General features: G+C 63.5%; 14 protein-coding genes and 1 tRNA gene. 11 read left to right on the top strand and 4 right to left on the bottom strand.

Features of this window, described 5'->3' with window-relative positions:
• The first annotated feature begins 374 nt into the window (after positions 1–374).
• A complete protein-coding gene (locus tag EN804_RS07080; RefSeq protein WP_127278509.1) occupies positions 375–1427 on the top strand; it encodes a low specificity L-threonine aldolase in 1053 nt (350 codons plus the stop codon).
• 71 nt (positions 1428–1498) lie between these two features.
• Here the strand turns inward: EN804_RS07080 and EN804_RS07085 are convergent, their stop codons facing one another.
• Positions 1499–1966, bottom strand: a complete 468-nt coding sequence (locus EN804_RS07085; protein ID WP_027142918.1) for an Hsp20 family protein — start codon at positions 1964–1966, stop codon at positions 1499–1501.
• 476 nt (positions 1967–2442) lie between these two features.
• Between EN804_RS07085 and EN804_RS07090 the strand changes: the two genes are divergently transcribed.
• The 4 genes from EN804_RS07090 (at position 2443) to EN804_RS07100 (ending at position 4909) form a co-directional block, all read left to right on the top strand.
• Positions 2443–3420: an alpha/beta hydrolase gene (locus EN804_RS07090; protein WP_135918991.1), complete on the top strand. Its 978-nt coding sequence runs from the start codon at positions 2443–2445 to the stop codon at positions 3418–3420.
• Between the two features lie 165 nt (positions 3421–3585).
• The gene (locus EN804_RS37170; protein ID WP_189521838.1) at positions 3586–3741 is read left to right on the top strand and encodes a hypothetical protein; all 156 of its coding nucleotides are present in this window, start codon (positions 3586–3588) and stop codon (positions 3739–3741) included.
• A 72-nt stretch (positions 3742–3813) separates the two neighbouring features.
• Entirely contained in the window at positions 3814–3975 is a 162-nt protein-coding gene (locus EN804_RS07095) for a DUF1127 domain-containing protein (RefSeq protein WP_246693397.1), read from the top strand.
• Between the two features lie 103 nt (positions 3976–4078).
• Entirely contained in the window at positions 4079–4909 is an 831-nt protein-coding gene (locus EN804_RS07100) for an AraC family transcriptional regulator (protein WP_135918993.1), read from the top strand.
• A 12-nt stretch (positions 4910–4921) separates the two neighbouring features.
• On the opposite strand, the gene hisN is transcribed toward EN804_RS07100, so the two are convergent.
• Positions 4922–5695: a histidinol-phosphatase gene (gene hisN, locus EN804_RS07105; RefSeq protein ID WP_135918994.1), complete on the bottom strand. Its 774-nt coding sequence runs from the start codon at positions 5693–5695 to the stop codon at positions 4922–4924.
• A gap of 369 nt (positions 5696–6064) precedes the next feature.
• Positions 6065–7006: an N-formylglutamate amidohydrolase gene (locus tag EN804_RS07110; protein ID WP_127869910.1), complete on the bottom strand. Its 942-nt coding sequence runs from the start codon at positions 7004–7006 to the stop codon at positions 6065–6067.
• A gap of 161 nt (positions 7007–7167) precedes the next feature.
• Here EN804_RS07110 and EN804_RS07115 point away from each other — a divergent pair, with 161 nt between their 5' ends.
• Together EN804_RS07115 and EN804_RS07120 are read left to right on the top strand one after the other, a co-directional pair.
• Entirely contained in the window at positions 7168–7530 is a 363-nt protein-coding gene (locus EN804_RS07115) for a response regulator (protein ID WP_010911372.1), read from the top strand.
• A gap of 114 nt (positions 7531–7644) precedes the next feature.
• A tRNA-Val gene (locus EN804_RS07120) sits at positions 7645–7719 on the top strand.
• Positions 7720–7918: 199 nt separating this feature from the next.
• Here EN804_RS07120 and EN804_RS07125 read toward each other — a convergent pair.
• The gene (locus EN804_RS07125) at positions 7919–9073 is read right to left on the bottom strand and encodes a dihydrodipicolinate synthase family protein (RefSeq protein WP_135918995.1); all 1155 of its coding nucleotides are present in this window, start codon (positions 9071–9073) and stop codon (positions 7919–7921) included.
• A gap of 241 nt (positions 9074–9314) precedes the next feature.
• Here EN804_RS07125 and EN804_RS07130 point away from each other — a divergent pair, with 241 nt between their 5' ends.
• The 4 genes from EN804_RS07130 to EN804_RS07145 are packed head-to-tail and all read left to right on the top strand — an operon-like array spanning position 9315 to position 13753.
• Complete coding sequence (locus tag EN804_RS07130; protein ID WP_127869911.1) at positions 9315–10373, top strand: LacI family DNA-binding transcriptional regulator; 1059 nt, start codon at positions 9315–9317, stop codon at positions 10371–10373.
• Complete coding sequence (locus tag EN804_RS07135) at positions 10370–11386, top strand: Gfo/Idh/MocA family oxidoreductase (RefSeq protein ID WP_127279787.1); 1017 nt, start codon at positions 10370–10372, stop codon at positions 11384–11386. The genes EN804_RS07130 and EN804_RS07135 overlap by 4 nt, the downstream gene beginning before the upstream one ends.
• Positions 11383–12984: an acyl CoA:acetate/3-ketoacid CoA transferase gene (locus tag EN804_RS07140; RefSeq protein ID WP_127279786.1), complete on the top strand. Its 1602-nt coding sequence runs from the start codon at positions 11383–11385 to the stop codon at positions 12982–12984. Before EN804_RS07135 ends, EN804_RS07140 begins: the two co-directional genes overlap by 4 nt.
• Positions 12977–13753, top strand: coding sequence for an enoyl-CoA hydratase/isomerase family protein (locus EN804_RS07145; RefSeq protein WP_135918996.1), 777 nt, complete (start codon positions 12977–12979; stop codon positions 13751–13753). The genes EN804_RS07140 and EN804_RS07145 overlap by 8 nt, the downstream gene beginning before the upstream one ends.
• Positions 13754–13767 lie beyond the last annotated feature (14 nt).

Raw genomic sequence — 13767 nt, forward strand, 5'->3', positions numbered from 1 at the left:
ACCAGGCGGCGCGCCGCTGGTTCATATCCGGTATCGTACAGGCCAGAGCTGGTCCGTCCACCTGTCGCTCGCGGCAAAAGCCGGAGTGGCCTAAACGATACGCCAATCCAGCCAGTTTTGTGCGACAAAATAAGACAGCACTACTGTCCTAAATTTTTATGACAGAAATCCAGAACCCATACAAGACCGATTCACAAAAAACTTGGCCGCGTCGCGACACAAAATTTCGTGAGGTGGCTGCAAAACGTAAGCTTCGGTCTGTGAGGGCGCCGCCGGCCCGACCCTGGCTTTACCCGTTTTCTGGTGGCTGGCTCTTGCGGGCGGACCATGAAACCGGTCAAGGTCCCGGCGATTTTCCCAACACAGGCAGACGCATGTTCTTCGCTTCCGACAATTGGGCAGGCGCCCACCCAAGCATTGCAGCCGGCCTCTCGGCCCATACCGCCGGCTTTTCGACCGCCTATGGCGACGGTGCGCTCGACCAGGCCGTCTACCGGCGCTTCAGCGAGATTTTCGAACGCGAGGTGGCCGTGTTCTTCGTGGCGACCGGCACCGCCGCCAATTCGCTGTCGCTGACGACCTATAACAAGCCAGGCGGCATTTCCTTCGCGCACCGCGAATCGCATGTCATCGAGGACGAGTGCGGCGCGCCGGAATATTTTTCCGGCGGTGCGCGGCTACACGCGGTCGACGGCGCCCTGGGCAAGATCGAACCACACAATCTGGACAGGGCTATCGGCCGTTTCGCCGGCGAGGTGGTCCATTGGGGCCGGCCGATGGCCGTTTCGATCACCCAGTCGACCGAGGTCGGCACAATCTATGGCCTGGCCGAGATCGAAGCGATCTCGGCGATCGCCAAGCGCCATTCTGTGCCGCTGCACATGGACGGCGCCCGCTTTGCCAATGCGCTGGCCGCGCTCGACACCACGCCAGCCGAAATGACGTGGAAACGCGGCGTCGACATCCTGTCCTTCGGCGGCACCAAGAACGGCTGCTGGTGCGCCGAGGCGATCGTGCTGTTCGATCTCGACCGCGCTGGGGAATTGGCCTTTCTGCGCAAGCGAGCGGCACAGCTGTTTTCGAAGTCGCGTTTCGTCGCGGCGCAGTTCGAAGCCTATTTCAAAGACGGGCTGTGGCTCGACACCGCAAGGCATGCCAACGCCATGGCAGCGCGCCTCGCCGCGGCGATCGAGGATTCGGCCTCGGCCAAGCTGGCGTGGCTGCCGCAGGCCAACGAAGTCTTCGCTGTGATCAAGAAAACGCAAGCCGAGAAACTGCAAGCGGCCGGCGCGGCCTTCTACGACTGGCACAGGCCGCACGGCTTCGACGGTCATATCGGCGAGGACGAGCTGCTCTATCGCTTCGTCACCAGTTTTGCGACGACCTCGGAGGAAGTCGACCGCTTCGGCCAGTTGATCGCCGGCTAACCGGTGTCCCGGGCAACAAAAAAGCGGCGCCTTTCGGCGCCGCTTTCCGTCTCGGGAGGAGACTTTAGACTTTAGGCAGCGGTCTTGGCCTCGATCTGCTTGGCCTTGGCCGGAGCCGAGGTGATCGCGATCTTGCGCGGCTTCAGCTCTTCGGGAATGTTGCGCTTGAGGTCGACGAAGAGCAGGCCGTTCTTCAGCGCGGCGCCGACGACTTCAACGTGATCGGCAAGCTGGAAGCGGCGCTCGAAGGCCCTGGAGGCAATGCCGCGATAGAGCAGCTCGGAGCCTTCGCCGGTGCCCTCGTCCTTGCGCTCACCCTTTACGGTCAGCACGTTGCGGTGGGCTTCGATCGAGATCTCGTCATCCGAGAAGCCGGCAACCGCCATCGAGATGCGGTAGGAATCCTCACCAGTGCGCTCGATGTTGTAGGGCGGATAGGTCTGCGCGCCATCGGGCTGGGCGAGCGAATCGAGCATCGTGAAGAGACGGTCGAAGCCGACGGTCGAACGATAAAGCGGGGAAAAATCAACGTGACGCATGAGGTGTTCTCCTGTTGAGCAACATGGTTTGCGTATGGCCGGTGCGAAACCCGTGAGCGGCGTTTCGGGAGGACCAGCGGCCCCGACATTGGCGGCCGCAATCCACATCTGGGGAGCGCTTGAAAGCATTTCAAGTTTCGTTTGACCGGAAAAGAATGAGGCGGCCAGCCTTTGATGAACGGCAGATGAACCGGCGCTTCGGCGCCCGTTCAGACAGCCGCCGCTAAAGTGGCTCTCAAGATCAAGGATTGGCGGCGCCGGTTTTCCAGAGGTGCCGCAACGAGGCCGAACCGGGTGTTAACGTCCCTTCCTCCCGGATCGACAGGGGCCGGAAGCGCGCTCAAAGCCGCTTCCGGCCTTCCCCGTTGCGGTCCTCCACAAGCCGGATTTGCTTTGCTTTTGATGTATTGGCGTCTATCACCTTGAGGCCAGCCGCGACAGGCTGGCGCGCAAAGACGCCGAGCACAAAGCGCCGAATGACGGATCTTTTCCACGACACCCCGCTTTTTCACGAAGTTGAAGGCAATCCGCGACCGGAAAACGCCACCGGCGGCTTTTTCACCACGCGCGACGGCAAGAAGATACGTTACGGCCTGTTCGCAGCGGTGGCGCGTCCAATGCGCGGCACCGTTGTGCTGCTTGGCGGCCGCAACGAGTGCATCGAGAAATATTTCGAGACCATCCGCGACCTTGCCGCGCGCGGCTTCGGTGTCGCCACCCTCGACTGGCGCGGCCAGGGCGATTCCGACCGGTTGATCCGCGATCGTCAGCGCGGCTATGTCAGGTCGTTCCGCGACTATACGGCCGACCTGGAGCAGTTCTTCGAGGAGATCGTGCTGCCGGACTGCCGTGGCCCCTACTACATCCTTGCCCATTCCGCCGGCGCTGTGATCACGCTGCTTGCCGCGCCGTCGATGGTGAACCGCGTGCGGCGCATGGTGCTGATCGCGCCATTCCTGACATTGCCCGACCTGCCGGTCTCGATACGGACGGTGCGCCGGGTCTGTTCGCTTTTCTGCGCCCTGGGGCTCGGCAGGCTCTATGCCGCGTGGGGTCCACGGCCGAGACACACCCTACCCTTCGAAGTCAACAAGGTGACGTCGGATCCACAGCGCTATCGCCGCAATACGCGCATCTATGAAGAATATCCGCAACTGGCGCTTGGCGGGCCGACGATCCGCTGGCTGCAGGCGGCGGCGAAGGCCTCTGAAGCCATCAGCGACCCCGACTTCATGGCCCGCATCCAAGTGCCTCTGCTGATCATCGCCGCCGGCGCCGACCAGGTCGTCTCGACCAAGGCGGTGGAAAAATACGCCAGAAGCCTGAGGCTCGGTTCGCTGTTGATGATCGACGGCGCCAAGCACGAGATCCTGCAGGAAGTCGACCTCTACCGCGAACAATTCCTCGCCGCCTTCGACGCCTTCGTCCCCGGCTCGGACGATCCGACGGCCTGACCAGTGCCTTAGGTCTCTTCGAGATAGCCTAGCTGACACCCCGTTGTCAGGAGGAGCGCACAGGCCAGGTCCCCAGTAGGCAAATTGCTAAAGATTCTGACAGGCCACGGCTGCTCCGGAATGCTCATCTGCATGCGTCGAATTGAACGCCATGGAGATGAGATCATGACCGAGAAAACCTGCGCCGCCTGCGATTGCCAACTGGACGCCAACCCGATCCGCGTGAAGGTCGGCGGCAAGACCGTCGAGGTCTGCTGCGAGGAATGCGCGCAGGCGCTGAACGAAGCCGGCGCCTCGGCGGCCGGCACGGACGAGGACTGAGCGATGCGCCCCGATCATACAATCGTGCACCGCCTTGCCGGCCGGGCGCCGGCAGTCCGCGCCGCGACCACCATGCAGTCTTTGCGTGCCCACTGCATTGCGGCGGCAAGATGGTTCGGCCGCCAGATGGAGAAACGAAGGAGCCGCCTTGCCTTGCTCGAAATGAGCGACGAACAGCTCAAGGACATCGGTCTTTCGCGTGGCCAGGCCTATGCGGAATTCAGGCGCCGCTAAGCGCCTGTCGAAAGTCTCCTGACAGGCCTGGGCAGTCCGCCTGCGTAAAGTGCTCTCCGCAATTCCGGACTCGTTTCCGGCGCGAGGAAAGAGCGCAACGGACATGTCGCAATACGCGGTACAGCCGCTTCTCGACACCGGCACCGTCAGGGTGAGGGACGTCGTCTGCGGCGGCGAGTGCCGGCACAGGAGCGATGAAGAATGCACCGCGGCCACGCACCTGGTGTTTCCCTATCGCGGTGTCTTCGTGCGCCATGTCGGCCGCAACGACGCGGTCGCGGAAGCCAATCAACTGCTGTTCTTCAATGAAGCCGAGCCTTATCAGGTCAGCCATCCCATCGAGGGCGGCGACGCCTGCCTCGACCTCGTCATCGAGGACGGTCAATTGCGGGAGCTGGCGCTGAAGGATCAGCTTCGCTCCGGCGGCACGCTGGCGTTTCGTCGTCAGCGCCGGCGCATCGACCCGCGCGCGCAGGCGCTGGTGGCGCTGCTGCGCCACAGCCTGAGCCGCAAGGTCGCTGAAACGCTGGAGGCCGAGACGCTCGCCCTGACACTGGTGCGGCGCTCGCTTGGCGAGCGCACCTCGCATGTCGCGGGCGCCAGCCCTGGCCGGCAGAAACTGGTCGACCGCGCCAAGCTCGTGCTGTCGTCGGACCTGTCACGGCGCTGGACGCTGGCCGGGATCGCCGTCGAGGTCGGCGTTTCGCCGGTCTACCTGACCCAGGTGTTCCAGCAGGTCGAAGCCATGCCGCTCTACCGCTATCATCTGCGCCTGCGGCTGGCGCGTGCGCTTGACCTGCTTGGCCGTTACGACAATCTGACCACGCTGGGCATGGATCTCGGCTTCTCCAGCCACAGCCATTTCAGTGCCGCGTTCAAGCAGGTCTACGGGCGTACGCCGGCGGAATTCCAGCGTTCGATACGGTCGCGCTGACCGCAAGCGATGTCAGCCGCGCAGGGCAGCCATGGCGGCGGCATGAAGCTCCGGTGTCGCCGCCGCCAGCACATCGCCGCCATTCACCGCCGGCCCGCCGTCGAAGGTGGTGACGACACCGCCGGCCTTCTCGATGATCGGGATGAGCGCGACGATGTCGTAAGGCTTCAGGCCGGGATCCGTGACGATGTCGACACTGCCCGAGGCGATCATGGCGAAGGCATAGCAGTCGGCGCCGTAGCGGGCGAGTTGGACCTGTTTCTCGAACGCGTCATAGCGCGTGCGCGCTTCGCCCTTGAACAATGCCGGCGTGGTGGTGAACAGCGTCGCCTCATCGAGTTTTGTCGTCTTGCGGGTCGACAGTTTTCGCGGACCGCCCGGTCCCTCGTAATGCGAGCCGGATCCATTGGCGTAGAACAGTTCGCCGGTGAAGGGTTGCGCCATCATGCCGGCAACCGCATCGCCGTCGACCGTCAACCCGACCAGCGTCCCCCACACCGGCAGGCCGGAGATGAAGGCGCGCGTGCCGTCGATCGGATCGATAACCCAGACATGCCGGCTGGAGATGTTCTCGCTGCCGTGCTCTTCGCCCAGGATACCGTGGTCGGGGTACTCGGCCGATATCAGCGCCCGGATGGCGCGCTCGGCCTCGCGGTCGGCCTCGGTGACCGGATCGAAACTGCCCTTTTCCTTGTTGGCGACCGCGCCTTGGGCGCGAAAGCGCGGCAAGGTCTCAGCCGCTGCCGCTTGCGCGATACGGCGCATGAAATCGACGCTGATGTCCAACTGATTCTCCCGCGTTGCAGCATGCCCAGACAGTCGTTTGCCGTCACTTTCGTGCCAAAACAAGGGTGTTCGAGAATTTTCCGGCAGCGACACCTGTTGCTGAAATGTCACGTTTCTGTCAACGAAACGCAATTTCCACATCACTCTGAATTAAAAAAGCCTGAACGTCGCTTGACATTTGTGCGCTGCACAATACCCTCATTCTCGGATAGGGTTTCCTGTCCATGCCCTCCTTGGGCGTTTCCTCCCTAGACTTCGACCGTATCGTGCAAACGATGCGGTCTTTTTTTCAGCCGCTCCCGAAGCGTACCGCCCAAAACCACACGAGGGGTCTTCGGGCAGTCGCACGCATGGAACAAGGCGTGATCTTCACTCCGCGGCCAGCGGCAGGTCGATGAAATGGTGATCCGGCATCGCCATCAGGTCGGCCGAAAATCGCGTCAGATCGTCGGCCAGCGCGTCGAAGCCGGCGGCTTTCTCGAATGTCCGCTCATTCATGTAGAGCCCGCGATTGACCTCGATCTGCAGCGCATGCAGATGACGCGCCGGGCGGCCGTAATGTTCCGTGATGAAACCGCCGGCATAAGGCTTGTTGTGAGCAACGGTATAGCCCATCGCGGTCAATAGGCCGATCGCGGTTTCGGTCAGGGCCGCGGTGGCCGAGATGCCGAAACGGTCGCCGATGATGAAATCCGGCCGCAGCCCGTTGTCGCCGACACGGATGCTCGCCGGCATCGAATGGCAGTCGATCAGCACGGCAAAGCCGAAACGGGCGTGGGTCCGGGTCAAAAGCCGCTTCAGCGTTTCGTGATAAGGCTTGTAGACGGCTTCGATGCGGGCAACCGCCTCGGCGAGCGGCAAGCGGCCCGCATAGATGTCGAGCCCCTCGCCCACCAGCTTCGGCACGGTGCCGAGCCCGCCGGCCACGCGCGCGGAGCGGATGTTGCAGAAGGACGGCACCGGCTCGGCGAACATGCGCGGGTCGAGTTCCCATGGCTCGCGGTTGACATCGAGATAGGCACGCGGAAAATTTGCCGCCAACATCGGCGCGCCCAGCGCCACGGCGCCGCCGAACAGCTCGTCGACATAGCAATCCTCCGAGCGGCGGATGGCGTTGCGATCGAGCCTTGCCATGGCAAGGAAGCGTTCAGGATAGTAGCGGCCGCTATGCGGTGAATTGAAGAGGAAGGGGACGCGCTGCTCGGCGCCCGACCGGATTTCGAAGGGTGGAAAGACCGAAAAATCCTCGGCTGCCGTCTTCAATTTGAACGAACCCGAAAACACCAGTGCATCATGGCATGAAACTGCCACCTTGCTGGCCGCATGTCCAGCATTTCAGCCGTCGTGCCGCTTGGCAAATGTGGGGCAAGCGCGTCCATGTTCACTTGATGTTTACTCTCACCTCCTCATATACAGGATGGTTAACGGGCCTGCCCCTCGGCAGTCTCGGCGGGTGATTCGGACGGGACAACATGGCACGCATTCTTCTGGCGGAAGACGACGACGATATGCGTCGGTTCCTCGTCAAGGCGCTGGAGCGCGCCGGTTATCAGGTCAGCGATTTCGACAACGGCGCCAGCGCCTATGAGCGGCTGCGCGAAGAACCATTCTCGCTGCTTCTGACCGACATCGTCATGCCGGAGATGGACGGCATCGAATTGGCGCGCCGCGCCACCGAGATCGACCCCGACCTCAAGGTCATGTTCATCACCGGTTTCGCCGCCGTCGCGCTGAACCCGGATTCCAAGGCGCCGAAAGACGCCAAGGTGCTGTCCAAGCCCTTCCACCTGCGCGACCTCGTCAACGAGGTCGAGAAGATGCTGCACGCGGCCTGAGCCGCCTTCCGCAAGCCGCCGGGTCAGTCCACAGCCGCGGCGAGACGACGTGTTTTTCCTCTTTTCCTGCTATTGACGCGCCTGACCAAAAATGGTGTATGCGCGGCTTCGGATGGGCGTGTAGCTCAGCGGGAGAGCACTGCATTGACATTGCAGGGGTCACAGGTTCAATCCCTGTCACGCCCACCATCCAGATCCAAACCAGCTGAGTCGAAGAGATAGGGCGTAAGGCCTGGCCGCCGCTGCGTGCCCTGATTCCCCCACTGCCCTATTCCCTCATCGAATCATTGCGGTGTCGGGTCAGGCTATTCCCAGGCCTGTCAGCGAGTTTTGCGAAGGGGCAAGCCACAACACTCGAGTTGGCGGCCGCGGCCAACCTGTGTGCCACTCAGACGCCCGCGACGGCGCAGAGGCTCTTCATCCTGGCAACCGCCATCTCCGGGTCGGCCAGCAATCCAGCCTGATCGGCAAGGCGGAAGACTTCGGCATAATGGCGGATGCCGCGCGCCGACTGCATGCCACCGACCATCGCGAAATGGTCCTGGTGGCCGTTCAGCCAAGCCATGAAGACAATGCCGGCCTTGTAATATTCGGTCGGCGTCTCGAAGATTTTTCGCGACAACGGCACGGTCGGCGCCATCAGCGCGTCGTAGCCTGTACGGTCGCCGGCGGCCAGCTTCGCCAGCGCCGCATTGGCAACCGGCGCGATCGCGTCGAAAATGCCGAGCAGCGCGTGCGAGTGGCGCTTGCCGTCTCCGGCGATCAGTTCGGGATAGTTGAAGTCGTCGCCGGTGAACATCACCACGCCGTCCGGCAGCCGGTTCCTGAGCGCCACCTCCTTGCCGGCGTCGAGCAGCGATATCTTGATGCCCTCGACCTTGCCGGCATGGCGCTCGATGATGGCGACCACCGTATCGAGTGCGGTCTCGAAATCATCGCTGCCCCAATAGCCTTTCAGGGCCGGGTCGAACATGTCGCCCAGCCAGTGCAGGATCACTTTGCCGGAGGCCTGGCCCAGTATGCGGTCGTAAACCAAGGCATAGTCGTCCGGGCCCTTGGCGACGGCGGCCAGCGCGCGGCTGGCCATCATGATCGCCTTGCCGCCTTGCCCTTCGATGAACGCGAACTGTTCCTCATAGGCGGCGATCACATCATCCAGTGTCCTGGCCGACGCCGGCGCCAGATGGTCGGTTCCGGCGCCCGAGGCGAGGTCGGCGTCAGCGACGGTCCTCGCCTCCGCGATTGATCGGCGGATCAATTCCCTCGCGCTCCGCCAATCGAAACCCATGCCGCGCTGCGACGTGTCCATCGCCTCGGCGATGCGGAAGCCGAGCCGCCAAAGATGATGGCGAAACGCCATCGTCCTATCCCAGTCGACAACCGGCCGCGACCATGGATCGGTCATTTCCAGGGGATCGGCGACGACATGCGCGGCGGCATAGGCGATGCGCGGGAACCGTGCGCCGATCACCGGCTGGACCGGCTGTCCGACAAGCGCGTAGCGTGTGCTGCGGCCACCCGCGCCGGGCAAGGCAATGTCCATCGATCTCTCCGTTTTCGGCATTTACTAAATGGAACGTTCCAATAAATCAAGAACCTTTAAGATTCGAAAGCGGCCGCCGACCAATGCTGCGTTGCAACACATGAAGCCTTGAATGGTATATCGTTGGACCACGTATGATCGCCTCGCTGGATCGAGAAAAAATCCCGATTGACTCATCCACGGAGCAGGGATTAGAACGTTCCAATAAATTCGATTGAGAAAACCGGGAGGAGACATCTGGATGGCCAGCCGCGCCAAGGCGACGATCTTCGACATCGCCCGCGAGGCAGGCGTGTCCAAATCGACGGTGTCGCTCGTGCTCCAGGGCAGCGGGCTGATCCGCCCCGAGACCGCGGTCAAGGTTCGCAAGGCGATCGAGGATGTCGGCTATGTCTACAATCGCGGCGCCGCCAATCTGCGCAAGGCCCATTCCAACGTCATCGGCATGGTCATCAACGATCTCACCAATCCGTTCTTCGCTGAACTGGCAGTGGGCATGGAGCGCGTCTTCCAGTCGGCCGGCATCGTGCCGTTCATCGCCAACACGGCGGAGAACCCGGTGCGCCAGGAAGAAGTGTTGAAATCGCTGATGGAGCAAGGCGTCGCCGGCCTCATCGTCTCGCCGGCGCGCGGCACCACGCCGGGTGCCTTCCGGCGGCTGGAGATGGCGGGCGTTCCGGTCGTCTTCGCCATGCGCCGCTTGCCGGAAAGCCGCATCCCGGTGATCACGCCCGATAATCATCGTGGCGCCTATCTCGCCACCGCTCATCTCGTCGGCAAGGGGCATCGCCGCCTGGCCTTCTTCGGCGGCTCGTCCGACCTCATCGTCTATCATGAGCGCTTGGGCGGCTTTCGCGAAGCCTGCGAAACGCTTGGCATAGACCCCCGCGACGCGCTCATCATCGAGGGCGAGACCAACCGCAAGGGCGGCATGGCCTGCCTGGAGACGTCGCTCGCAATGGCCGAGCCGCCAACGGCGGCGCTCTGCTTCAACGATGCCGTCGCCTTCGGTGTCATGCTGGCGCTGCGCAAACGCGGACTTGAGCCGGGCGCGGATTTCGCCGTCGTCGGCTTCGACGATGTGGTCGAGGCCGAACATTACATGCCGGCGCTAACCAGCGTCGCGGTGGACTCCGCCGGTCTCGGCGAACGCGCGGCCCACGTCATGATCAAGATGATCCAGTCGCGCACCACGCGCGCCGAGGACCATATCGGCGCCGTCAATCTCGTGGTCAGGGAAAGCTGCGGCCCAGATCGCCGCACGCGAAACAGGCCCGCGGCAACGGGAGCCGCAAGATGAGCATCAAATGGGGGCTGATCGGCGCCAGCACGATCGCCCGGCAATTCATGATCGACGCCGTTCGCGCGCAAGCCGATGGCGAGATCGCGGCTGTAATGAGCTCCAGCGAGGAACGCGCCGCGGCCTATGCAAGGGAAAATGGCATTCCGGCCGCCGTATCAAACCTCGATGCCTTGCTCGGATCCGACATCGACGCCGTCTACATCTCGACCACCAACGAACTGCACCTCGAACAGGCACTCGCCGCGATCGAGGCAGGAAAGCATGTGCTGTGCGAGAAGCCGCTGGCGCTGACCAGCGACGACGCGCGTAGAATGGTCGCCGCGGCCAAGGCCGCGGGCATTGTGCTCGGCACCAATCACCATCTGCGCAATGCCGGGGCTCACCGGGCGATGCGCGAGGCGATTGCCGCCGGCCGCATCGGCCAGCCCATTGCCGCGCGGGTCTTCCATTCCGTCTACCTGCCCGAGAACCTGCAGGGTTGGCGCATCGCCAGGCCCGAGGCCGGCGGCGGCGTGGTGCTCGACATCACCGTGCACGATGCCGACACGCTTCGCTTCGTGCTTGGCGACGATCCGGTCGAGGTTTCCGCGTTCACGCAATCGGCCGGCATGGCCGGCAGCGGGTTGGAAGACGGCGCCATGTGCATCTGGCGCTTCAAGTCGGGCCTCATCGCGCAATCGCATGAAGGCTTCACCACCAGATTTGCCGACACCGGTTTCGAGGTGCACGGCTCGCAGGGTTCGCTGATCGCCCGCAATGTCATGACGCAGAAACCGGTCGGCACGGTGACGCTGCGCACCGCGGGTGGCGAGGAAGAATTGAGCTTCGACCGCGACAACCTCTATGCCAGGTCGGTGGGCCGGTTCCATGCCGCGATCCGTGGCGAGGACCAGCCCTCCGCCACCGGCGAGGACGGCATCTGGTCGCTCACAGCGGCCGAGGCGGCATTGCAGTCGGCCAATTCCGGCAGAGCCGTCAAGATCGACCCGAAACTCGGGAGCATGAATTGAGCAAGGTCGTTTCATCGGCGCAGGCAGCCAGCCTGATCAAGGACGGCATGGTCGTCTCGGTGTCCTCGTCGAGCGGTCTTGGCTGTCCGGACGCCGTGCTCGCCGCCATCGGCGAACGCTTCGACAGCGAAGGCCATCCGAAGGACATCACCACCCTGCATCCCATCGCCGCCGGCGACATGTATGGCATCAAGGGCATCGATCATCTGGCCAAGCCCGGCCTGTTGAAGCGCACGCTGTGCGGCTCCTATCCGTCGGGGCCCTCCTCGGCCGAACCGCCGCAGATCTGGAAGATGATCGGCGACAATTCCGTCGCCGCCTATAACGTGCCGTCCGGCATCCTGTTCGACATGCACCGCGAGGCCGCCGCCAAGCGGCCGGGCGTGCTGACCAAGGTCGGCCTCGACACTTTCGCCGACCCGCGCCACCAGGGCTGCGCCATGAACGCCGCCGCCGGCGAACCGATCGTCTCGGTGCAGCAATTCGACGGCGAGGAATGGCTCTATTTCCGCGCCATCGTGCCGCAAGTCTCGATCATCCGCGCCACCACGGCGGACGAGCGCGGCAACCTGACCTACGAGCATGAGGGCGCCTATCTCGGTGGGCTGGAACAGGCGCTCGCCGCCCGCAACAATGGCGGCATCGTCATCGCGCAGGTCAAGCGCGTCGTCGAGAACGGCACGCTGAAGCCGCATGATGTGCGCGTGCCGGGCGTGCTGGTCGACCATATCGTCGTGGCGCCCGACCAGTTACAGACGACGCTGACGCCTTACGATCCGGCGATTTCGGGTGAGATCTTCCGGCCGCTGTCGACCTTCCGCAACGCGGAGATGAACGTCCAGAAGGTGATCGCGCGCCGCGTCGCCATGGAGCTGCGCGACGGCATGGCCGTCAACATAGGCTTCGGCATCTCGGCCAACGTGCCGCGCATCCTTCTGGAAGAAGGCCAGCACGGCAAGGTCACCTGGGTGATCGAACAGGGTGCCGTCGGTGGCGTGCCGCTGCTCGACTTCAAGTTCGGTTGCGCCTCCAATGCCGAGGCGATCATGCCCTCGCCGCACCAGTTCATCTATTTCCAGGCCGGCGGCTTCGACGCCTCGCTGCTCTCCTTCCTGCAGATCGACCGCCACGGCTCGGTCAATGTCTCGAAACTTTCGGCGCGGCCGCATGTCACCGCCGGCGCCGGCGGCTTCGTCGACATCACGTCACGGGCGAAGAAGATTGTTTTCTCTGGCTTCTTCAACGCCGGGGCAAAGCTCTCGCTGGCCGATGGCGGCATTCGCATCGATGCGGAGGGCAAGGTCAAGAAAGTCGTCAATGAGGTTGAGCATATCTCCTTCTCGGGCAAGCGTGCCGTCGCTCAAGGGCAGGACATCACCTATGTCACCGAGCGCTGCGTGATGAAGCTGACGCCCGATGGGCTGATGGTGACGGAACTGGCGCCCGGTATCGACCTCGAGCGCGATGTGCTGGCACAGGCCGAGATCCCGCTCAACGTGGCCAATGACCTCAAGGTGACGCCGGCCGCGCTCTACCAGGATCGGCCGATCGGCCTGTCACTCAATGGCGGCGCCTCGCTTGGAGGCGCGCATGGCTGAGCGCCTCGTCACCTTCGAGCGGGATGGCGCGATCGGCATCGTCACCTTGCGCCGGCCCGAAAAATTCAACGCGCTCGACATCCCGATGCTGCGCGCGCTGGAGGCGGCTCTCGATGAGGCGGAAAGCGCCGAAGATGTCCGCGCCGTCCTCATATGCGGCGAAGGCAAGGGATTTTGCGCCGGCGGCGATGTCGAGGCCTGGGGCGGCATGAGTCCCGCAGATTTCCAGGTGCAATGGGTGCGCTACGGCCACCGTGTCTTCGACCGGCTGGCACGGCTGCGGCAGCCGACCATCGCCGTTCTGTCCGGCCATGCTCTCGGCGGCGGGCTGGAACTGGCTGTCGCTTGCGATTTTCGCGTCGCCGAAACCCAGGTGAAGCTCGGCTTCCCCGAGACCTCGATCGGTGTCGTCCCCGGCTGGTCCGGCACGCAACGCGCGGTGCGCCGCTTCGGCGCCCAGACGGTGCGTCGCATGGCTGTCGGTGGCGAGATTTTTCTGGCGGCTGAAGCGCTCGTGCTTGCCATCGTCGACCGCGTCGTCGAAACCGGCAAGGCGTTAGACGAAGCCAAGGCCTGGGCTGGGAAAATCGCCGAACGCGGGCCGCTGGCGACCGAAGCCGCCAAGCTGATGATCGCCGTTGCCGAAGGCGAGGAAAGCGCTGCCGCGACCGAAGCCCTGGCCAGCGGTTTCATAGCGCTCACCGGCGATCTCAAGGCCGGCGTCGGCTCCTTCAAGACCAAGCAGAAGCCCGTGTTTTCGCGTTCCTAGGACAGAGTGGAAAT

The organism is Mesorhizobium sp. M8A.F.Ca.ET.161.01.1.1, from assembly GCF_004792105.1.
Lineage (GTDB): Bacteria > Pseudomonadota > Alphaproteobacteria > Rhizobiales > Rhizobiaceae > Mesorhizobium.